The organism is Bacillus sp. EB600 (assembly GCF_024494385.1).
Classification (GTDB): Bacteria; Bacillota; Bacilli; order Bacillales; family Cytobacillaceae; genus JAEVLT01.
The window spans coordinates 157289-177804 of record NZ_JAEVLT010000005.1; the positions used below are offsets into that span (position 1 = coordinate 157289).

Genomic DNA, 20516 nt, shown 5'->3' on the forward strand with positions numbered 1-20516 from the left:
ATGAAATTGAAAATCCACAGCATATAAATGAAAGTTTACACTAGTCTCAGAAAAAATATAAGAAGTAACGACACCAAAGAGAAAAAAGAGCTATGCTCCTATTTAAAAGTTTAAAAAGGGATCATACCTCCAACCACAGTCCTTAGACTGTGGTGTTTTTTGTATTTTAGAGGCTATTTACCTATACACAATTTTTGCTTTATTGCCAAGCCGACTTGTAAACCAGAATCCCATTAAAAAGCTAATCGATCCGAAAATAATTAATATAAAGCCGAGAAAATGCATGTGGCTCTCAGTAAAGGTCTTTCCAAATACAAGTCCAAGAACAATAGAGGATAAAATGGATCCGAAATAACGGCAGGTTTGGAATAAACCGGACGTTGTTCCAATCATCCCCGACGGGCTTTCCTTGACCATTGCTGCCTGCAGAACAACGTTTAGAATTCCATAGCTAACCCCTAATATAAGCATGATGAAACCCATCCCTAAAAACGGTGCATGTACAAAGTAAAGAGTAAAAACAACTGCTCCGGCCATTAAAAGGAAGGAGCCAGCTGTAATCGGCTGCTTCACCCCAGTCTTATCTACCCATTTTCCTGTAATCGGGGAAATTAAAACACTTGCACCCGACATAAATAACATAAATAATCCACTGGCTTTCACACTATAGTGCATTTCGTCTTGAAAGTAGCTGGGGAGACCAAAAAATAAACAATAGAAAAAAATATTTAAGCAAATAAATTGCAGGTAGACCCATGATAGGTTTGGCAGTGAGCGAAATAAGCGAATATCAATAAATGGCTCTTTTGTCGTTAATTCCCGCCACACAAACAAGGCAAGAAAAAGGATCCCCGCAATCCCTGAAGTAAGATGGATTGTTGTTTTAATGGAAAGCAAAAACCATAAAAGAAATACGATTCCAACTGTAAACAGACTAATCCCAATTACATCTATATGGGAAAGGATGTCTTTAAAATGGGTCTTTTCTTTCTTTTGGTCTTTTGGAAATAGAAACCATCCAAGTAGAAAACCGATGATAAGGAACGGAAAATTGATTCTAAAAATGGCTGGCCAATCACCCCAAACGATTAAGAAGCCACCCACTGTCGGACCTAATGATGTCATCGCAGAAGCAAAAATAGCTAAAACGGCCAACGCCGATGCTTGGCGGTCATGAATATGATTCTTTATTAAGGTAACCCCTGATGGGTAGATAGCACTGCTGCCGATGGCTTGAATTAAGCGCATAATGATTAACATAAAAAAAGACGAAGAAAGCGGGGCACCGAAGGCAGAAATCGCGACAAGAAGTAACCCTATTAAAAACGTTTTTTTGCTGCCGATTAGGTCGCCGATTTTTCCAGTAACAGGCTGGGCAACAGCGCTGGCTAAATAAAACGATGATATTAGCCATGAAACCGTAGTAAAGGAAAGATGAAAGTCCTTTTGAATACTATGCAATGCTAAAGATATCATCGAAGAATTAAGTGGATTTAGCATTGTTCCTGATGCAACTGCTGTTAAAAATAAAGCACGATTCTTTTTCATTTATTGTCCTTCCTCTAGCCCGAAAAAATAATTAGTTTGAAATAAAAAATTTATCTGCTTTCCTTAGTTTGCCAATACGCGGAAAAATACACAAGCAGTTTTTTGGAAAATCAATAGGTAAGCTGTTCATTAAAAACCTCCAATGTCTATCATTCTCTCACTAATGTATAGTACAGCTGTGGGGTTAGGCAAATTTCAAACCTGTGCAAGGCAATGGTTTCAGTATGAAAGTAAAAAATCTAAAATGTATTCAATTCAAACAATAAGGATGCGGTGGATGGTTCAAAGTGACAGCCAATCAGTATGTCTTTTTTTGCTAAAAAAACTGCATGGGAAATTGTAGGCCATCAGGTTAAATCTTAAATAAGAATACATAAAGGATCTTGCATGATAGGACGCTTCTTTACATAAAATTAATCATTCTAGGATAAGAATCATGATGATATATATAAATTAGAGCTTTTTTGACCTAAAGTAGGGGGAGTGAAATGGAAGACATTTATTCCATTCTTGATGTGATCGACCGACCTGGGGGGAAAGTTTTAGCTACCATCATTGATGTGGAGGGGTCTGCCTATAAAAGAGAAGGTTCTTCCATGGTCTTTTTAGAAGATGGGACCCAAATCGGGATGATTAGTGCTGGGTGTCTTGAAGAAGATCTTGCTAGTAAAGCTGCAGAAGTTTTAAAAAAAGGGACAGTAGCTACTGTTCAGTATGATTTGAGTGAGGAAACAGATTTTACTTGGGGGCAGGGTACAGGTTGTAACGGATTAATTACGATTCTATTGGAATCTATAGATGATAGGCTAACTGCTGATTTGAAAAAATTGAAAAGGTATCTTAAATCTAATATTCCTGTCTTGGTGTTAAAAAAAATCGGGGATCTTGGCGAGTATTTGTTTTTACCACGGGAAGGTGAACCATTTGGCTGGTGGAATGATGACTTTCCAGATGACTTTTACGAAGCCAGAAGCGGGATGATTCAGGAGCAGTCAATCTATTACCATCTCTATCTGCCAAAACCACGCTTAATCGTTTTTGGAGCGGGGCCTGATATCAAACCGCTTGTTACTCTTGCAGCCAAAACAGGTTTTTCTGTACTACTTTGTGATTGGCGTTCAGAATTTTGCGAAAAGGAAAATTTTCCGGAGGCAGATCGACATATAGTGGGATTTCCATGTGAAATTGTCGCTAAAGTAAACTTTCTGCCGACTGATTTTATCGTCATTGCTTCTCACTATTTTCAGCGGGATCAAGAATTTCTTTTGAATCTTTCTGAAAAAAAGGTTCGTTATGTTGGAGTATTAGGACCAAGAGAGCGAACAAAAAGGTTGCTGCGTAAACAGAAAATACCTGATTGGATCCATTCACCTGTTGGCTTATCAATTGGTGCAAAAGGGCCTGAAGAAATTGCGATAAGCATTTTAGCCGAATTGATTGACGTTTGGCGAAAAACAGTCCAGCAGGTCATTGGAAATGTTTGGGCTGCTTCAAAATAGTTGTCGTTATTTTCCTTGATGGAGAGGCGGAATTTGCAAAAAAAACGTGAGAGACTTCCGTCTGTCCCTATTTAACTAGGATAGTCTTTCTGTAGGTTGATCAATATGAGGTTTCTACTGGGGAGGGATGAAGGTGGATGTCATTGGAAAAAGTGTTATTCGCAAGGATGCCTACGATAAAGTGACAGGAAGAGCAAGATACACAAATGATTATCAATCCATCCCGATGCTTTCGGCGAGAATCGTCATAAGTCCATACGCCCATGCAAGAATTATTGAAATTGACACGAGCGAAGCCTCAAAAATACCCGGCGTAAGGGCGATCATTGCCGGAGAACATTTTCCGCTTACAGGTGAAGCCATTCGAAATCGTCCTCCGATTGCTGTTGACAAGGTGCGGTATCACGGTGAGGCTGTCGCTTTAGTCGTTGCAGATACACCTGTTCAAGCCCAAAAGGCAGCAAATCTTATTAATGTGAATTATGAACAGCTGCCAGTAGTAAATTCTCCGACTGAAGCGTTTCAAAAAGGTGCACCCCTTGTGCATGAGCATGTAGAACAATACAAAAAGGAGGAAAATGTTTATCCTGTAACGGGTACGAATATTGCAACACAGGCAAAAGTTCGTAAAGGCAACATGGAACAAGGATGGGCTGAAAGTGAAACGGTGGTCGAAGAGAGCATTTCATTTGCCCCCTCAGATCACGCTGCAATGGAGACTAGATGTGCCAGTTGTGAGATTTTACCTGATGGAACAATTTTGATCACAACTTCGTCCCAAGCACCATATATGGTGAAACGATTAATTGCGAAGTATTTTGATGAAGATCAAGGCAAAATTGTCGTCCATACCCCGTTGGTAGGCGGAGCCTTTGGTGGAAAAGCCTCTGTCCAGCAGGAAGTCTTTGCCTATTTAGCCTCAAGAGCGGTGGGCGGGAAGCCGGTTAAACTGTTTTATACAAGGGAAGAAGATATATTAACTGCCCCCTGTCATATCGGACTTGATGCGAAAGTTAAGTTAGGGGCGGACCGGAATGGAATGATTAAAGCTGCGGAAATCCGTTTTTTATGGGATGGGGGAGCTTATTGTGATAAATCATCCGATTTAACCAGATCTGGCGCTGTAGATTGCACGGGGCCATATCGTGTGGATAACCTGGAGTGTGATTCCTATTGTATGTATACCAACCACCCCTATGCAGCCCCATACCGCGGGTTCAGCCACTCGGAGCTTTCGTTTGCAATTGAGAGAACAATGGATTTGTTGGCACAGAAACTGGGAATGGACCCGCTAGAGCTCCGTTATCGCAATGCCATCAAACCGGGGGATACGACACCAACAAGGGTGCGCTTAACGAAAAGTAACGTTGGAAATTTACAGAAATGTATTGAGAGATTAAGAGAGTTAATACGTTGGGATGAAGGTCAAATAATTAAGATCAATGACCGTTTGGTTCGGGTAAAAGGGGTGTGTTGCAGCTGGAAAACCTCCACAATTGAATCGAATGCTCCATCAGGGGTCATTTTAACGTTTAATCGAGATGGTAGTGTTAATTTAATGTCAGGTGTGATTGAAATTGGTACAGGAACAAAAACGGTGCTCGCCCAAATACTTGCTGAAAAACTCAAAATGGATGTGGATCAGGTACATGTCCGAATGGAGGTCGATACACAAACAACCCCGGAACATTGGAAAACAGTCGCAAGCCGGGGAACCTTCATGGCCGGTAATGCAGTATTACGAGCAGCAGAAGATGTGATTAATCAAATAAAAGGGATTGCTTCCTGCGTGTTAAGGGTCTCAAAAGAAGATTTGGAGATTGCAAACAGCCGGGTGTTTCTAAAGGATGATCCTGCGATTGGTCTTGATTTTAAGGACATTGTCTACGGTTATAAATATCCAAATGGCAATGCGATCGGGGGGCAAATCATTGGCAGTGGTACTTATATTTTACGGCGGCTCGGAGGGATCGATCCCCAAACAGGTGAGGGGCAGCCTGGTCCAGAATGGACCGTGGCTGCATACGCTGTGGAGGTTGAATTTGACAGGAGAGATTATACCTATCGCTTATTAAAGGCAGCTACAGTCGTTGATATAGGGACCGTTATGAATAAAAAAGCAGCCTTAGGTCAGGTCATGGGTGCAATGAGTATGGGGTTGGCTTTTGCCGGCAGGGAAACATTTTATTTTAATGAGGATGGTCGGGTCCTTAATCCCCAGCTTCGCACGTATCGGCCGCTCCATTTTCCAGAAAAGCCGGAATATCTCGTCGATTTTGTATTGACTCCACAGCTTGACGCCCCGTATGGTGCTCGTGGTGTCGGTGAGCATGGTTTAATGGGAATGCCGGGTGCTTTGGGAAATGCATTGTCGACTGCTGCCGGCGTGTCACTCAGTCATCTTCCATTAACTCCAGAGCTAATTTGGAAAACGAAGGAGGGAAGAGTCTAGTGCTGCCATTTGATTTCGATTACTATAAGCCGGGTACGTTGCAGGAAGCGGTCGAGCTTTATCAGACATTGGACCGGCAAGGTAAACAGCCAATTTATTTTTCAGGTGGAACGGAACTGATCACATTAGGACGTATTGAACTTGCTTATACAGAAGCAGCAATTGATATTAAAGATATAAGAGAGCTTCAGATCATGCAGGTAACGGAAGAACAGCTTATCCTCGGCAGTGCATTAACCTTGACTAAGGTAGAGGAGGCAAATTTATTTCCGTTGTTGACAAAAACCGCTAGTGAAGTGGCTGATCATACCGCAAGAGGGAAAATTACACTTGGCGGCAACATTTGTGCCCAAATTTTTTACAGGGAAGCTGTATTGCCATTCCTGCTTGCTGACAGTCAAGTGGTGCTTGCCGGACCCGAGGGAGTGAGAGTTGTCCCAATAAATGACATCTTCCATGAACAGCTGCAGCTGGGCCGTGGCGAAGTTCTTGTTCAAATAGCAACGGAGAAGCGGGCAATAGAAGCGCCTTTTATTAGTATCAAACGACGTCAACAGTGGGAAACTGGATATCCGCTCGTGACAATTGCGGGGTTGGCAGTAGACGGTGAGGTCCGCGTTGCTATAAGCGGACTTTGCCCATTCCCATTTAGGTCGAAAGAGATCGAGGCAACTCTCAACAACCGGCAGATATCGATGGAAGAGCGGGTTAGAGGTGTACTTGGGGTTTTACCGCAACCGATTCTTGACGATGTAGAAGGCTCCGCGGACTACAGGATTTTTGTATTGAAAAATTTACTGTTAGACGTGGTATCAGAATTAGGGAGTGGTAGAGCTTGAAATCACAAACAATTATTTTAAATATCAATGAAGAAATCCATATGGTCACGGTGAGGTCAGGTGATACATTATTAATAACCTTACGCGGAAAGCTTGGATTGACCGGTGCCAAGCCAGGCTGTTTGAATGGAGATTGTGGGGCTTGTACGGTAAATGTTGATGGTTGGCCGATGAAATCCTGCTTGATGTTAGCAGTGGAAGCAGTTGGAAAAAAGATTACCACGATTGAAGGTTTGAAAAACACACCAATTCAGCTAGAATTTGTGAAGAATTTTGCGTTTCAATGCGGTTACTGTACCCCAGGCTTTATTATGAATTGTCATTCATTAATTGAACAACATCCTGATGCTGATGAGAGGACGATAAAGGAATGGCTCGAATCGAATATTTGCCGCTGTACTGGGTATGCGGAGATTGAAAAGGCAGTTAAATCGGTATTGAAACGGGAATGAATTGTCAGATTGGGTATAAACTTAATAGGCCGAACGGATGGTTCAGCCTAATTTCAGTGTGATTTTCCTCTTAATTTAAAGTACGTATCTAACACTCTCCGTCCAATCTTTACATTAATACGATTGTCTTTTTCACCTTGAAATGCCCAAGGAACCAGAACAGCCATGGCTACTTCCGGATTACTGCTCGGGGCATATCCTACCAAACTAAGATTCATGACTGCGGGTGGTTCTTTACCAAATTTGGTCCGTTGTGGTCCATCGTAGAAGGCCTGGGCAGTTCCTGTTTTTCCCGCAGGAGAATAGGGTGCATCCTTAAAAAATTCATAGGCTGTACCACCAGGTTCCTGCATGACCTTTTTAAATCCGCGGTGAACCCTGCCCAACCACTCTTTTTTTACATCGATACTATTAAGAACAATTGGATGCATCTCTTTTAGAACGGGTCCTATTTTATCTGTTCCGTCTTGGGGTTCGCGAATTTGTTTGACCAAAAAGGGCTTCATACGGTATCCGCCATTGGCGATAGTTGATACATATTGGGCTAGCTGCATAGTAGAGTAAGTATCATATTGACCGATGACGAGGTCAAGCATGAACCCGGGGAGGGTACTCGTCCCTCTTAATCCACTTTGTTCATTTGGCAGGTCAAGGCCTGTTCGTGTTCCAAGCCCAAATGCTGCGAAAGAATTCCTGATCTTCTCCATTGCGTCAGGGTCATTGAGCCTTAATGGTTTATCATATTCATAATGTCCCTTTGCCAATTTAATGGCGGTATGGAACATATAGACATTGGATGACTTTTTTAGAGCATCAACATCATTTAGAGTACCTAAATAAGCGTATGATTTTTTTATGGGAGTGCCCTTTATTTTTAAACCTTGATCATCAAAAACTGTGCCTGGGGTGATTGCTCCTGCTTTAAACCCTGTTAAGATTGTAGCACCCTTAACGGTCGAGCCAACATTATAGGTGGTTGTATACGTTCCGAGTGCATCATCATTCAATTCTGTTTTTCCGGTTTGTTTGTTCCGTTCCATTCTTTTTCCGGCCATTGTCAATACTTCACCAGTGTATGGGTCGATTAGGACCACATATGCTCGGTCAAGAAGGATGGTTCCAGAAAAATTTTTAGCTGCTAATAATTCCTCTTCAATAATTTTTTCAATCGCCATTTGTAAATCCATATCAATACTTAAGACTAGGTCCTTTCCGCGCTGACCATTTGCTACAACTTGCGTTTCGATAATATTGCCGTCAGCGTCGGTTATATTCTTTACCTTAGATTGCTGGCCGTGTAAAACATCGTCATATTGCATTTCTAGATAACTCTTTCCTACACGTTCATTATGGCTATAGCCTTTTGTTAAAAAATATTGTAGCTGTTCAGCCGGCAGTCCTTCATCGGATTTTGTTACTACACCAATAACAGATTTAAGTGTTTTATCAAAGGTGTAGGATCGTTCCCAATCTGTTATTGTATCAACTCCTGGAAGTGATTGGAGATTTTCACTTACTACCGCAAATTCATGGGGACTAACACGATCATTTTTTACGATTTGCGAGGTGCTTTCATCAGCAAGGTTAAACTCACGGTAGATGGCTAATACCTCAAGATCATCATTGCTCAATTGCTTTACTTCATTATCGGAAATGCGGTTTAGCTTTAGGTTATAAATATCCCTATCAGATAATCGATTTAATTTGTATAAAGCTTTTTCTCGGTTGGTAATTTTGGCATCGGCAAGCTTAGGATTTTTGAGGATCCAAAAGTCTTTCTTATCTCGGTCCGTTACTTTTTCTGTATTTTTATCAATTAATTTTGAAAGCTTTTCGGCAGTCTTTAGCATTTCTTCTTGGCTCGGGCTGTTTTTTCGATAGATAATGGCACTCAACGGAATATTATCTACAATTACTTTTTGGTTTCTATCGAGCATTTTTCCGCGAGGGACAGGATTATTAATGATAAAATCCTCTTTACGTGCTAATTCCCGTTGAAAATTTTCTCCAAAAATAATTTGAACAAAGCCGAGCCGTAGTATAAGTAATGAAAATAATAAAAAGACGCTAAATATAATGACATTTAAGCGGAATGGAGAAACGTTTATCTTCTTTTCCAAGCTTTTCTCACATCCTTTGCTTTGTAAGAATAGAAGGTTCAGACTTAGGCTAGTATTGCCGTTCATATTTATAAACATGTATGGTTTTTAACAAACAAAAAAAGCCAGCCCTGAGGCTGACTTTTTTTAAAGATAAGAAAGTATAACGTTTTGAACTTAGATAATTGTCTAGCTCCAGCACCCAGCGACTAGTGTACGTCGCTGGGTGCTGGAGCTTTTCTTATTAATTACATTCCAAAGGACATCACCCAAATGGAACCGAAAACGATTACGAGGGCTAGAAAAATTGCGTAAATTATGTTGACCATTTTTGGACCGTTTTCTTCACCATCTTTTAAATGCATGAACATGAAGAGCTGCAAACCTGCTTGAACAAACGCAAGGGTGCCGATAATCCAAATAATCATATTTGCTGACAAAGACGTTTTTAAAGCTATGAAAAGGGCAGCAAATGTTAAAACTAACGATAAAATAAATCCATAGATTTGTGTGACTGGAAATCCTTTTGTATGATTATCCATCGTTTACACCATCCTTGCTAAATAAACAAATGTAAAGATAAAGATCCAAACAACATCAAGGAAATGCCAGTACAAACCAATAATAAAAGTTTTTCGTGCAGTTACTGGAGTTAACCCTTTTCTTGCAATCTGGATCATGACCATAATGGCCCAGCCGATACCCATGCTAACGTGCAGACCATGTGTGCCTAATAAAACAAAGAAGCTTGAAAGGAAAGCACTTGTTTGCATCGTAGCACCTTCGTGGACATAATTGATAAACTCAGTGATCTCCATGCCGACAAAGCCAGCACCGAGTAATAGAGTAAGAGCCAACCAGGCTAATAAACCCTTTTTATTATTACGGTGCATTTCATAGATTGCAATACCACATGTAAAACTACTAGTTAAAAGCAGGATTGTTTCAGTCATAACACCTTTAATTTCGAATAGTTCTTTTGGTGTCGGACCACCTGCATATTGGCTTTTTAAGACGCCAAAAGTAGCAAATAAAGTTGAAAACAAGATAATTTCCGCACCTAAGAAAACCCAGAAACCAAGGATATTCATTTTATTTTGTTCTGTTTGGTATTCGAGAGGCATGGATGTATTAACATTAGCCGACATGGTTTTTCACCCCTTTATCAGTATTGCGCCATGCAGTTTCAATCTTTTTAATTTCGTCAACATGAACATGGAAACCACCTTCATTATTTTCGAAAGAACGAGCAATTAAGCATAGAATAATGCCGATTCCCACAACAAGAGCAGCGGATTTCCACTCAAATATCATCAAGAAGCCTGCGATGCCCATTATAGTAGCTGTTATGATAGGAATGCCAGAATTGCTTGGCATATGAATTTCTTCTAGTTCATTTTCGTCCAGTGCTAAACCTTCTTTGTTTTTCTTCATGTACCAGAATGCATCAAGAGATTTAACTTCAGGTACTTTTGCAAAATTGTAAAATTGAACAGGTGAAGCTGTTGCCCACTCAAGTGTTCTTGCATCCCATGGGTCACTGCCGATATTACGGTCAGCATATCGTGCACTCCAATAAATGTTGTATACAAAGAATCCAACGCCAATTGCGAGTATTCCAGCGCCAATTGCGGATAATAGCATTAATGGACCAAAACCGGTTTCAGCTGAGTACGTGTAAGAACGTCTTACCGCTCCATTTAAACCAAGGAAGAACATTGGCATAAAGGTTAAGTTAAAACCAATGACAAAGAACCAGAAATGAAGTTTTCCAAGTTTTTCATTTAGTAAATGACCGAAAATTTTTGGCCACCAATAATAGAAACCTGCGAATATTGCGAATACAACCCCAGGAATTAAGGTGTAGTGGAAATGTGCCACTAGGAATAAGGAATTGTGATACTGATAATCTGCTGCACCCATAGCTAGCATAACACCAGTAATACCGCCAATTAAAAAGCATGGAATAAAGGCAAGTGCCCATAGCATGGCAGTTGTAAATCGAATTCGGCCTTTTCGCATTGTAAACAGCCAGTTAAACATTTTAACACCAGTAGGTATTGCAATCATCATCGTTGTTAATGAGAAGATGGAGTTAACTGCAGGTCCTGCACCCATAGTAAAGAAGTGGTGAACCCAAACTAATATACTTAAAAACGCAATTGCAATAATGGACCAAACCATTGACTTGTAGCCAAATAACATTTTACGTGAGAAGGTTGCAATAACCTCTGAAAACATTCCGAAAGCTGGTAGGACTACGATATATACTTCAGGATGTCCCCATAGCCAGAACAAGTTAACCCACAACATTGGATTACCGCCGCCGCCGACTGTAAAGAAGTGAGTGCCGAAAAGACGATCAAACATCCCTAATGCAAGGGCTACAGTGAAAATTGGGAATGATGCCCATATAATGACAGATGCAATGAAAGATGTCCATGTGAACATTGGCATTTTCATAAGTGTCATGCCGGGAGCTCTCATTTTTAAGATTGTCACGATAAAGTTAATCCCGGTCATTAACGTTCCAATCCCGGCAATTTGAATCGCTATAAAGTAAAAGTTATTCCCGATACCCGGTGTATACTCTTTACCTGCAAGCGGGAAGTACGCTGTCCAACCTGCATCAGGAGATCCACCCATAACGAATGAAAGATTAAACAACATTGCACCAGCAAAAGTAAGCCAGAAACTAAGAGCATTTAACTGCGGGAAAGCAACGTCGCGTGCACCAATTTGCAATGGTATAATCACGTTCATTAACCCAATTAAAAATGGCATCGCAGCAAACAAAATCATAATAACACCATGTGTAGTAAATACCTCGTTATAGTGCTGTGAATCAAGGAATTGGTTATTTGGAACAGATGTTTGAGCTTTCATTAATAGTCCGTCGATACCGCCGCGGGCAAACATTAATATCCCCATAAGAATATACATAATTCCAATCCGTTTATGGTCTACGGTTGTAAACCACTCGTTCCATAACCACTTCCATTTTTTAAAATAGGATACACCAACAAGAATGCCAAGCATAGTTAATACAATCGCAATTTGTGATCCAAATATTAGAGGGTCACCCTTAATCAAAACTTTATCCCATTGAATTCCCATTAATTTTCACCTCCGTCTGAATCTTTGTTACTCATGTTCATCGATTTTCCCTCTGCCTGACCATCCATTTTCATTGGTTTATTATCAGGCTCTTTAAAAATTTGTCCAGGATAATCGTGGTTTTTGTAGAGTTCAGGGAATGTATACGTTTTTGAATCCATCTTTGAATGGTCGACAAAAGCTAAGTGTGTGCTAGAGAAGGTTTCTCGTCCAAGGTTAGATGGTTTTAAAAGGTCCACATATTTTTTTTCAGTCAGTTTCGGTTCTTTGGCCTGAACATCTTTAACCCACTTATCAAATGATTGCGGAGATTTTGCCTCAACTGTGAATTCCATACCGGCATAGCCTTTGCCGTTAAAGTTCGTGTTTCTACCAATGTATTCTCCAGGTTCATCTGCAGTAAGGTACATTTGTGTTTGCATTTTCGCCATGGTGTACTTTTGACCGCCTAATTGTGGTACCCAGAAAGATTGCATTGTTCCGGCAGATGTTAGTTTGAATTTAACAGGTGTACCAACAGGAATGTTGACATAGTTCACTGTTTCAACCCCTTGTTCCGGATAACTGAAAATCCACTTCCAATCTGCAGATGTGACATTGATGGTGATAGGCTTTTTGTTTTCGTAGCCTTTTGGAACCTTTTCAAGGTTGTAAATTGTAGTGAAAGTTGGAATTGTTAATGCAATGACAATAATCACAGGAATCATTGTCCAAATGAACTCTAATTTTGTGCTGCCATGTTCTTCCGGTGGTTCGTAGTTTTTATTGTCTGGTCTCTCACGGTATTTCCAGATAATAAAGCCAAATAATCCGAAAATAACAATAGTAATAAGTGCCATAAATACGAGTGACCAGTTAATTAGGCCGAGGATCTCTCTTGCAGCAGGCCCTTTTGGATCAAAAACAGCCATGTTGTAGCTACAGCCACTTAGGATAAAAACTGGTATTAGAGCTAAAATCGAAATAAGTAAGCTCTTTTTGGTCATGTTTGCCTCTTCCTCCCATTGTTCTGATATTGTAATAAAGTTTTTTGTAGTTGTGACATTTTTCACATACAAATTATAATTTTTGTGGTACCATGCTTAGATCTTATCAGATGTTGTAACAATTTTGTGAACGTAATTGTGACAAATTTTTAAACTTTTCTGGGAAATTAATGGGAATTAATAATTTTTTATAATAATAAGTAGATGACATTCAGGATATTTTCTTTTTTGAAAATTTCATGAGATAATATAATGTATACATATGCTAAAGAATACATAGGAATAGGAGAATAAAGATGAAATGTAAAATAAACCGCAACGCTGCGAAGGAATTAAAGAAGATGCTTGCACAAGAAAAAGGAGAAGGGAAAATATTTCGTGTCTATGTTACCCATATGCATGGTGATCATGCTCATTATGACTTAATGTTGGACACTCCAACAGAGAACGATGAAGTTGTTCCTACTGATAAGGATATAAACATTATTCTTGAAAAGGGCAATGAATATTTGGATGGTGTTTGGATTCAGTATTTCTATGTACCGAAAGAAGAGTGGGTCATTACAAATCCAAGTAAAGATGTTGAAGGTCATGGACACCATCACTGAAATGTAAGAGGTGCGTCCCTTTAGTGAAATCCATCAGTTGCTGGGCGTTGTAGAGGGGCTAATTTATGTAAGTTCAAAGATTTTAATAGTGATTTTTGTGTTTATTAAATCGAGGCCGGAGATATTTGTTGATATCTTCGGCCTTTTTATATATATTCTTCATAAAAAGCTAGAACCTTCCTGTTTATTATAAAAATATTATGTAAACAAAAAGAGAGGTGATCGCTATTAATCATGTTACTGCTTCGAAACACATTTTAGGTGGATTCCAATGGTTGTTTTTTATGTTTGCAAATACTGTGGTCATTCCTATAACAATTGGTGATGCCTTTGATTTATCTGCGGGTGAGGTAGCCGGTTCACTGCAGCGTTCTTTTTTGTATACAGGTGCGGCATGTGTTCTGCAGGCGTGTTTTGGTCATAAATATCCGATTATGGAAGGCCAATCAGGATTATGGTGGGGGACGATCCTGAGCCTTAGTGCTTCAGCTTCCGCTGCAGGAATAAGTCTTAGTGATCTAGGAGGTGCACTCACAACCGGGATTATGTTGTCCGGTGCAATTGTCCTTATTTTAGGTGCACTTGGAATAGGCAATATTTTAAACCGATTATTTACTCCTGTTGTGATGAGTACTGTTTTGTTTTTGCTGTCAAGTCAGCTAATTGTTATTTTTACAAAGGGGATGCTAGGTTTCACAGCTGATGGGCAAATCAATATAACTATGGCATTACTATCAATATTTTTGATTATTCTCGTTTCTTTTCTTTCTATAAAAGGAAGAGGCATTCTAGGTAATTTTGCAATTCTCATTGGAATTGTCACGGGGTGGATAATTTATGTGGTTTTATTCCCAAACAATGCTTTTGCTCCCGCAGAACCAGAAATAATCAATTTTTTTCCTTGGGGAAAACCCAATTTTCAGATTGGAATTATTATAATGATGATCCTAACAGGTCTTATTAATACAACCAATACAATCGCTGCAATTAAGGGAGCAGAGCCGCTGTTAAGAAGTTCAACGTATGATCGACAATACCGTCGTTCATTTGTTTTAACTGGGATTAATTCTATTATTTCAGGTTTGTTTGGTTTGGTGCCTTATGCTCCATACATATCTTCCATTGGGTTTCTGCAGTCAACACGTATAACGGCATTGGGTCCTTTTATCCTCGGAGGAATATTGTTTATGATCCTGGGGTTGGTTCCTGTGTTAGGCCATTTTTTTTCAACTATGCCAATTAGTGTGGGTGATGCGGTTTTATTTGTCGCGTATTTACAATTATTTGGCGGGGCACTTTCAAACTTAAAGGGACTTCAATTTAGTTCAAGAACAATTTATCGAATTGCCGCGCCCGTCCTTTTAGGAATTTCGATTATGAATCTTCCCGCTCAGATGTTTTTGTCAATACCGATCTTGGTACGGCCGCTCTTAAGCAATGGTTTAATTATGGGAATTCTTACAGCAATTATTCTTGAAAATATTGTTAATTGGGAGAAAGTTGACACTGTCTTATTAAAACATGACGATTAAAAGCAAAAGAATTGTTTTTATAAAATTGTTAAAGGGGATGAAGTTATGGAAAAATATTTAACTAATCAGTTAAACGAATTGGCAGAGGATATAAAAGTAGAAGTGGTCAACTGGAGAAGACATTTACACCAGTATCCTGAATTATCTTTTGAAGAGGGAAACACAGCACAATTCGTTTATGATATGTTAGCCTCGTTTGGAAATCTTGAACTTTCACGTCCGACAAAAACAAGTGTTATGGCCCGTTTAATTGGCAAGAGGCCAGGAAAAACATTGGCGATTCGGGCTGATATGGACGCGCTGCCCATCCAAGAGGAGAACACGTTTGATTTTGCATCAAAAAATCCAGGGGTCATGCATGCCTGCGGTCATGATGGACATACAGCGATGCTGCTTGGAACAGCAAAAATTCTTTCAAGCTTAAAGGAAGAAATTAACGGAGAAGTCCGCTTCTTTTTCCAGCATGCCGAAGAGCTTTACCCCGGGGGTGCTGAAGAAATGATTCAAGCGGGAGTAATGGAGGGTGTCGATCTTGTTATTGGTGCACATCTATGGTCACCAATTGAAATGGGAAAAGTAGGAGTAGTGTATGGTGCAATGATGGCTGCACCTGATACATTTTGGATTACTGTGAAGGGGCAAGGGGGACATGCTGCCATGCCGCACCAAACCGTTGATTCGATTGCAATTGCTTCGCAAATTGTTACAAACCTTCAGCATATTGTGTCCAGAAATACAGACCCCCTGGATCAATTGGTTATTTCGGTTACACAATTTATTGGGGGAACCACGAGTAATGTTATTCCCGGATCGGTGGAACTTTGTGGAACCGTCCGTTGTTTTGATGAAAACCTCCGCGAATTGATCCCTCAAAAGATGGAACGGGTAATTAAAGGAATAACAGCTGCTCATGAGGCGGACTATAAATTTAAGTATGAGTTTGGCTATCGTCCGGTCATTAATGATGAAGAAATTACCAAAGTAATTGAAGAGACAGTTCGTGAAGTTTTTGGTGAAGAGGCACTTGATCCTACTCGTCCAAATATGAGTGGGGAAGATTTTTCAGCATTTCAGCAAAAAGCACCAGGCGCCTTCTTTTTTGTTGGAGCAGGTAATCCAACAAAAGGGATTACTTATCCACATCACCATGCTCGCTTCACTATTGATGAAGAGGCACTTGAAATAGGTATAAAAACATTTATTCATGCAACATTTAAATTTTTATAAGAAAAGCGGAAGCAATTCGATGTTGACTTATTGTAGGGAGATTGGCGAAGTAAACTAGTCGCTGGGCGCTGAAGCTAGACAATAGGAAAAGTGGAAGCGCCCTGGCGCTTCCACTGAAATTCAAAGTTTCATTTATGAGTCTTATCATTGAACAAAAAAACAGACTCGATAAAAGAGTCTGTTTATACTATTCTTATGTTAGGCTTTGTGTACATTTGTTGCCTGTGGTCCACGCTGACCTTGTTCAACGTCAAAGGTAACTTCCTGACCTTCATCAAGAGTTTTGTATCCTTCTCCTTGAATCGCTGAGTAGTGGACAAATACATCTTCGCCGCCTTCTCGCTCGATAAAGCCAAAGCCTTTTTCACTGTTAAACCATTTTACTTTTCCATGTTCCATTACGAATGCCTCCTACAAATTACCTGAATTACGATTTATACACTTACCAATATTGAACAGTTTTGTTCAATAAACATAGCTTGACCTGATCAAATAATTTTTATACTTTAAACATAAAAATTTTTCAACATGAGATAAAAAAAGTATGCTATAAGAAGGGGGGCTTAAAATGATCCGGAAAAGAATTCGTCACCTTCAACGTTACCGCGAAATCGTGAATGCTTTGATCCGTCACGGCTTCGGCTACATTATTAAAGATTTGGGCCTTTCTGAACTACTATCTAATCCAAAAAGATTTTTTCCGTCGAAGAGTACATATAACAAGAAATCAACAGGAGAACGTGTACGATTATTTCTGGAGGAGTTAGGACCAACCTTTGTTAAAATAGGACAGGTTGCCAGCACTAGATATGATTTACTTCCCGCAGAACTGATTACTGAACTGGAAAATTTGCAGGATCAGGCATCCCCGTTTTCAAATGAGATTGTTCAAAAGATAATTGAAGAGGAACTAGGTCAACCACTCAATCACCTTTTTGCAGAATTTAATGAGATACCAATTGCTGCTGCCTCGATTGGGCAAGTCCATTATGCTTTATTGAAGACCGGAGAAAAAGTTGCCATTAAAGTTCAACGTCCAAACATGAAACCGTCGATTGAGACAGATTTGGAGATACTCCAAGATCTAGCATTACTAGCCGAACAACGGCTCGCATGGGCAGCGCATTATCAAATTAGGGATATTGTGGATGAATTAGCTAAATCCCTGCTGGAAGAATTGGATTATACGATTGAAGGTCGAAACTCTGAAAAAATAGCAAGACAATTTGTTGATGATCCTAACATTGTGATTCCGAAGGTGTATTGGGATTACACAACGAAGAAAGTTTTAACAATGGAATACGTGGAAGGGATTAAATTAAATGAAGCCGAAAAACTAAAACAGGCTGGTAATAATCCAAAGGTTTTAGCGAAAAACATTGTCGATTCCATTCTAAAACAAATATTAGTTGAAGGCTATTTTCATGGCGATCCCCACCCTGGAAATGTTTTGGCCAGAACAGGGGATGTTATTGTTTTTCTTGACTTTGGAATGGTTGGAAGGTTATCTCCCGAAATGAAACACCATCTGGCCTCATTAGTTATTGCCTTGATGCGAAAAAAGACTGATGATGTCATAAAAGCGATTATGCAAATGGGCGTAGTTCCGGAGAGTATTGATATCGTGACACTTAGAGTTGATGTTGACCGGCTTTATGAAAAATATTATGATGCTGCCTTAAGTATGGTCAGCCTTGCTCAAGTAATTGGAGATTTATTTTCAGTTGCATATCGGCACCATATCCGCATTCCTCCTGATTTAACCTTACTAGGAAAAACATTGCTTACGATGGAGGGGATGGTCGTTAAGCTGGACCCGGAGATAAGTATATTAAAAGTAGCAGAACCCTTTGGAAGGCAACTGTTATTGGACCGATATGATCCAAAGAATGTTGCCGGAAATGTATGGGATCAGCTTGTTGAAATGGGTGGACTTGTAAATGATTTACCTAAAACTTTGAAGGACATCTCGCTGATTTTAAAAAAAGGGAAAATCAAGCAAGAGCTATCTTTTCCAGATACAAATAAGCTACTTAAAAAGCTAGACCGGATAAGTAACCGCATTTCTTTCAGCATCAGTCTGTTAGCGTTTAGTATTGTCTTTATGGGTCTAATTATCGGTTCATCCATGGCTGGAAATAAATCGCTGTTTTTATTAAAAATACCTGTTGTAGAAATAGGTTTCGGAGTAGGAACGTTTATGTTTTTATGGCTTTTATATACCATTTTTAAGTCGGGTAAATTTTGAAATGACCAGGGGAACCCTGGTCGTTTTTTTTCTTAGGAATGAATCCTCACTTTCATTAATAACTTGTATTAGACACCTAAGTAGGATATTACAGTCCTAATTCCCCCAGCAAATTTGATGATGGGGGAATTTTTCAACAGTATTTTTCAGTATCTTGAAAATAAATAACAGCCGGTAATGACGATGATGCTTCCGCCCAGCTCTGACCATGTCATCGTTTCCTTCAAAATAAAAAAAGCAAGGATGGCTGTAAAGACAGGATTAAAGTTTAAAAAGATTCCTGATTTGGTCGCACCTACTTTTTGGACCCCAATATTCCACAAGAGCATACAGACAACGGTTGAAACTATTCCCGTATAAAGGAGCGAGAGAAGGAAGGGAGTGTCGATTGCCGTAACCTGAAAAGTTGAGAGGTTAAATGGAAGGAGCATTATTACTCCAAAAACTCCGGAATAAAAAGTTGCAAAAATTGGCGACACTTTTTTCATTGCCCATTTTCCACAAACAGAGTACATACCCCACAAGATCACTGCAGCAATCATCCACAAATCGCCTGAATTAACATGAAGGGATAATACACGGCTTATCGTACCTTTTGATAGGACAATCACCACCCCGAAAAGTGAGAGCAGCATTGCAAACAGTTGGCGGAAATTGAGCTTTTCGTGAAAAAAGAGGACAGATGAAACGGCAATTGAAAGCGGATTTAAGGTCGAAATTAAGCCAGCATTGATCGACGAAGTCCGCGCCAATGCTAAAAATTGAAAGATATTAAAAAACACGACACCTGTTACCCCCATTAGCAATAACGGAAGAACGGAATCCTTAGGTGGCAGCAGTTTTTTCTCTTTCTTTACTAACAAGGGAAACAGAACGATAATAGCGATGATCCATCGCAAAATAGTCAACGTCATTGGGGATGCATGACCAACAAGAAATTTGCTGTAGACAAAATTCCCTCCCCATAAAAAGCTCGTTAACAACAGAATCAAAATGTAATAAATGGGCATTTGAGTTACTCCTTACTATTTGAGAAAAGCTAGAAAATTTCTAAAAGAAAGATTAAATTTTACAATCACATTTTAACAGATTTTAAATATTTTAATGTATGATTATTTACAGATTGTAAAAAACAACCATTTGTAAAAGATTGGGTAATTGGAGAGGAACATGTATTTGATGAAAAAACAGAATATTCCTGAAAAGTTCTTTTGAAAAAGAAAAATATCGTTTCTTTAAGGGATAAAACAATTACTTACTAAATTATGATGGGATAAGGGGGATTTTTTTGGACATTCGGGTGATTAAAAGGGAAGAGATAAAGGTAGTCGGTATTGCATGGAATGGCAGCTATTCACAATTAGACCAAATTCCAAAATTGTTTTCGCAGATGAATGAACGATTGGAAGAGGTGGTGTATCAAAAAAATCATAATATTTTTATTGCACCTTTCCATGGGAGAGAGACAGAACTGACTTATTATGTGACTGTTCCAGTCGAAGAAATTAACTATGTACCTGAGGGAATGCTTGGTTTTACAATTCCTGATAAAAGTTATGTATTTAGTACCCACTCTGGAAATGCAGCAGAGATTGAAAATACATATAAACAAATGCTTGCGTGGATGGAAGAGTATGGTTATGAGCAGGATCATCAGGCACTATGCTTGGAGGTTTACAAAGCAAATATGATTGAAAATCGAGCTTATGCTGATCAGTTCCAGGTTGAAATCTATATACCCGTAAAAAAATATGCAAGGATTCATTATTAATAAGCTGAATTAATGAAAATAATCGTTCTAATTCTAAACATTTTCTAACAATTGGATGTCTATTCACTAAATGACCTAAGCATTTGGTAAACTAACTTCACGGGGAAAGAATATTTTTCTTTCTTCCTTTTTCGAAAC

The 20516-nt window shown here is 39.4% G+C and carries 17 protein-coding genes; 9 read left to right on the forward strand and 8 right to left on the reverse strand.

The features are described from left to right. Positions 1-177: 177 nt before the first annotated feature. Positions 178-1548 (reverse strand): MFS transporter, encoded by a 1371-nt coding sequence (locus JN080_RS07990; RefSeq protein WP_256235408.1) that lies wholly within the window; start codon positions 1546-1548, stop codon positions 178-180. 488 nt (positions 1549-2036) lie between these two features. Between JN080_RS07990 and JN080_RS07995 the strand changes: the two genes are divergently transcribed. From JN080_RS07995 to JN080_RS08010, 4 genes are all read left to right on the forward strand, one after another. Then, on the forward strand, positions 2037-3047 hold the full coding sequence (locus tag JN080_RS07995) for an XdhC family protein (RefSeq protein WP_256235409.1): 1011 nt from the start codon (positions 2037-2039) through the stop codon (positions 3045-3047). Positions 3048-3180: 133 nt separating this feature from the next. Continuing rightward, the gene (locus JN080_RS08000) at positions 3181-5499 is read left to right on the forward strand and encodes a xanthine dehydrogenase family protein molybdopterin-binding subunit (RefSeq protein ID WP_375141604.1); all 2319 of its coding nucleotides are present in this window, start codon (positions 3181-3183) and stop codon (positions 5497-5499) included. After that, positions 5499-6338 (forward strand): FAD binding domain-containing protein, encoded by an 840-nt coding sequence (locus JN080_RS08005; protein WP_256235411.1) that lies wholly within the window; start codon positions 5499-5501, stop codon positions 6336-6338. Before JN080_RS08000 ends, JN080_RS08005 begins: the two co-directional genes overlap by 1 nt. Further along, entirely contained in the window at positions 6335-6790 is a 456-nt protein-coding gene (locus JN080_RS08010) for a (2Fe-2S)-binding protein (protein WP_375141605.1), read from the forward strand. The genes JN080_RS08005 and JN080_RS08010 overlap by 4 nt, the downstream gene beginning before the upstream one ends. Positions 6791-6843: 53 nt before the next feature. On the opposite strand, the gene JN080_RS08015 is transcribed toward JN080_RS08010, so the two are convergent. From JN080_RS08015 to qoxA, 5 genes are all read right to left on the reverse strand, one after another. Continuing rightward, positions 6844-8910, reverse strand: coding sequence for a peptidoglycan D,D-transpeptidase FtsI family protein (locus JN080_RS08015; RefSeq protein WP_256235412.1), 2067 nt, complete (start codon positions 8908-8910; stop codon positions 6844-6846). Positions 8911-9137: 227 nt separating this feature from the next. Next, positions 9138-9431: a cytochrome aa3 quinol oxidase subunit IV gene (gene qoxD, locus JN080_RS08020; RefSeq protein WP_256235413.1), complete on the reverse strand. Its 294-nt coding sequence runs from the start codon at positions 9429-9431 to the stop codon at positions 9138-9140. Between the two features lie 3 nt (positions 9432-9434). Continuing rightward, positions 9435-10037 (reverse strand): cytochrome aa3 quinol oxidase subunit III, encoded by a 603-nt coding sequence (gene qoxC, locus JN080_RS08025; protein ID WP_256235414.1) that lies wholly within the window; start codon positions 10035-10037, stop codon positions 9435-9437. After that, positions 10027-12006: a cytochrome aa3 quinol oxidase subunit I gene (qoxB, locus tag JN080_RS08030; protein WP_256235415.1), complete on the reverse strand. Its 1980-nt coding sequence runs from the start codon at positions 12004-12006 to the stop codon at positions 10027-10029. The genes qoxC and qoxB overlap by 11 nt, the downstream gene beginning before the upstream one ends. Beyond that, entirely contained in the window at positions 12006-12992 is a 987-nt protein-coding gene (qoxA, locus tag JN080_RS08035; RefSeq protein ID WP_256235416.1) for a cytochrome aa3 quinol oxidase subunit II, read from the reverse strand. The genes qoxB and qoxA overlap by 1 nt, the downstream gene beginning before the upstream one ends. Before the next feature lie 296 nt (positions 12993-13288). On the opposite strand from qoxA, the gene JN080_RS08040 reads away from it, so the two are divergent. From JN080_RS08040 to JN080_RS08050, 3 genes are all read left to right on the forward strand, one after another. Continuing rightward, on the forward strand, positions 13289-13600 hold the full coding sequence (locus tag JN080_RS08040; RefSeq protein WP_256235417.1) for an iron-sulfur cluster assembly accessory protein: 312 nt from the start codon (positions 13289-13291) through the stop codon (positions 13598-13600). Between the two features lie 218 nt (positions 13601-13818). Then, complete coding sequence (locus tag JN080_RS08045) at positions 13819-15132, forward strand: uracil/xanthine transporter (RefSeq protein WP_309144667.1); 1314 nt, start codon at positions 13819-13821, stop codon at positions 15130-15132. A 45-nt stretch (positions 15133-15177) separates the two neighbouring features. Continuing rightward, positions 15178-16359: a M20 family metallopeptidase gene (locus JN080_RS08050; protein WP_256235418.1), complete on the forward strand. Its 1182-nt coding sequence runs from the start codon at positions 15178-15180 to the stop codon at positions 16357-16359. Between the two features lie 198 nt (positions 16360-16557). On the opposite strand, the gene JN080_RS08055 is transcribed toward JN080_RS08050, so the two are convergent. After that, positions 16558-16758 (reverse strand): cold-shock protein, encoded by a 201-nt coding sequence (locus tag JN080_RS08055; protein ID WP_256235419.1) that lies wholly within the window; start codon positions 16756-16758, stop codon positions 16558-16560. Between the two features lie 169 nt (positions 16759-16927). Between JN080_RS08055 and JN080_RS08060 the strand changes: the two genes are divergently transcribed. Continuing rightward, the gene (locus tag JN080_RS08060; RefSeq protein ID WP_256235420.1) at positions 16928-18607 is read left to right on the forward strand and encodes an ABC1 kinase family protein; all 1680 of its coding nucleotides are present in this window, start codon (positions 16928-16930) and stop codon (positions 18605-18607) included. Positions 18608-18753: 146 nt separating this feature from the next. Here JN080_RS08060 and JN080_RS08065 read toward each other — a convergent pair whose 3' ends face one another. Further along, a complete protein-coding gene (locus tag JN080_RS08065; RefSeq protein ID WP_256235421.1) occupies positions 18754-19617 on the reverse strand; it encodes a DMT family transporter in 864 nt (287 codons plus the stop codon). Positions 19618-19895: 278 nt separating this feature from the next. Between JN080_RS08065 and JN080_RS08070 the strand changes: the two genes are divergently transcribed. Then, on the forward strand, positions 19896-20378 hold the full coding sequence (locus tag JN080_RS08070) for a GyrI-like domain-containing protein (protein WP_256235422.1): 483 nt from the start codon (positions 19896-19898) through the stop codon (positions 20376-20378). Positions 20379-20516 lie beyond the last annotated feature (138 nt).

Excerpts from the sequence above, each read along its gene's own strand:
- JN080_RS08040 (WP_256235417.1), top strand. The coding sequence starts at position 13,289 with ATGAAATGTAAAATAAACCGCAACGCTGCGAAGGAATTAAAGAAGATG.
- JN080_RS08050 (WP_256235418.1), top strand. The coding sequence starts at position 15,178 with ATGGAAAAATATTTAACTAATCAGTTAAACGAATTGGCAGAGGATATA.
- JN080_RS08065 (WP_256235421.1), bottom strand. The coding sequence starts at position 19,617 with ATGCCCATTTATTACATTTTGATTCTGTTGTTAACGAGCTTTTTATGG.
- qoxC (WP_256235414.1), bottom strand. The coding sequence starts at position 10,037 with ATGTCGGCTAATGTTAATACATCCATGCCTCTCGAATACCAAACAGAA.
- JN080_RS07995 (WP_256235409.1), top strand. The coding sequence starts at position 2,037 with ATGGAAGACATTTATTCCATTCTTGATGTGATCGACCGACCTGGGGGG.
- JN080_RS08060 (WP_256235420.1), top strand. The coding sequence starts at position 16,928 with ATGATCCGGAAAAGAATTCGTCACCTTCAACGTTACCGCGAAATCGTG.
- JN080_RS07990 (WP_256235408.1), bottom strand. The coding sequence starts at position 1,548 with ATGAAAAAGAATCGTGCTTTATTTTTAACAGCAGTTGCATCAGGAACA.
- qoxA (WP_256235416.1), bottom strand. The coding sequence starts at position 12,992 with ATGACCAAAAAGAGCTTACTTATTTCGATTTTAGCTCTAATACCAGTT.
- qoxD (WP_256235413.1), bottom strand. The coding sequence starts at position 9,431 with ATGGATAATCATACAAAAGGATTTCCAGTCACACAAATCTATGGATTT.
- JN080_RS08055 (WP_256235419.1), bottom strand. The coding sequence starts at position 16,758 with ATGGAACATGGAAAAGTAAAATGGTTTAACAGTGAAAAAGGCTTTGGC.
- qoxB (WP_256235415.1), bottom strand. The coding sequence starts at position 12,006 with ATGGGAATTCAATGGGATAAAGTTTTGATTAAGGGTGACCCTCTAATA.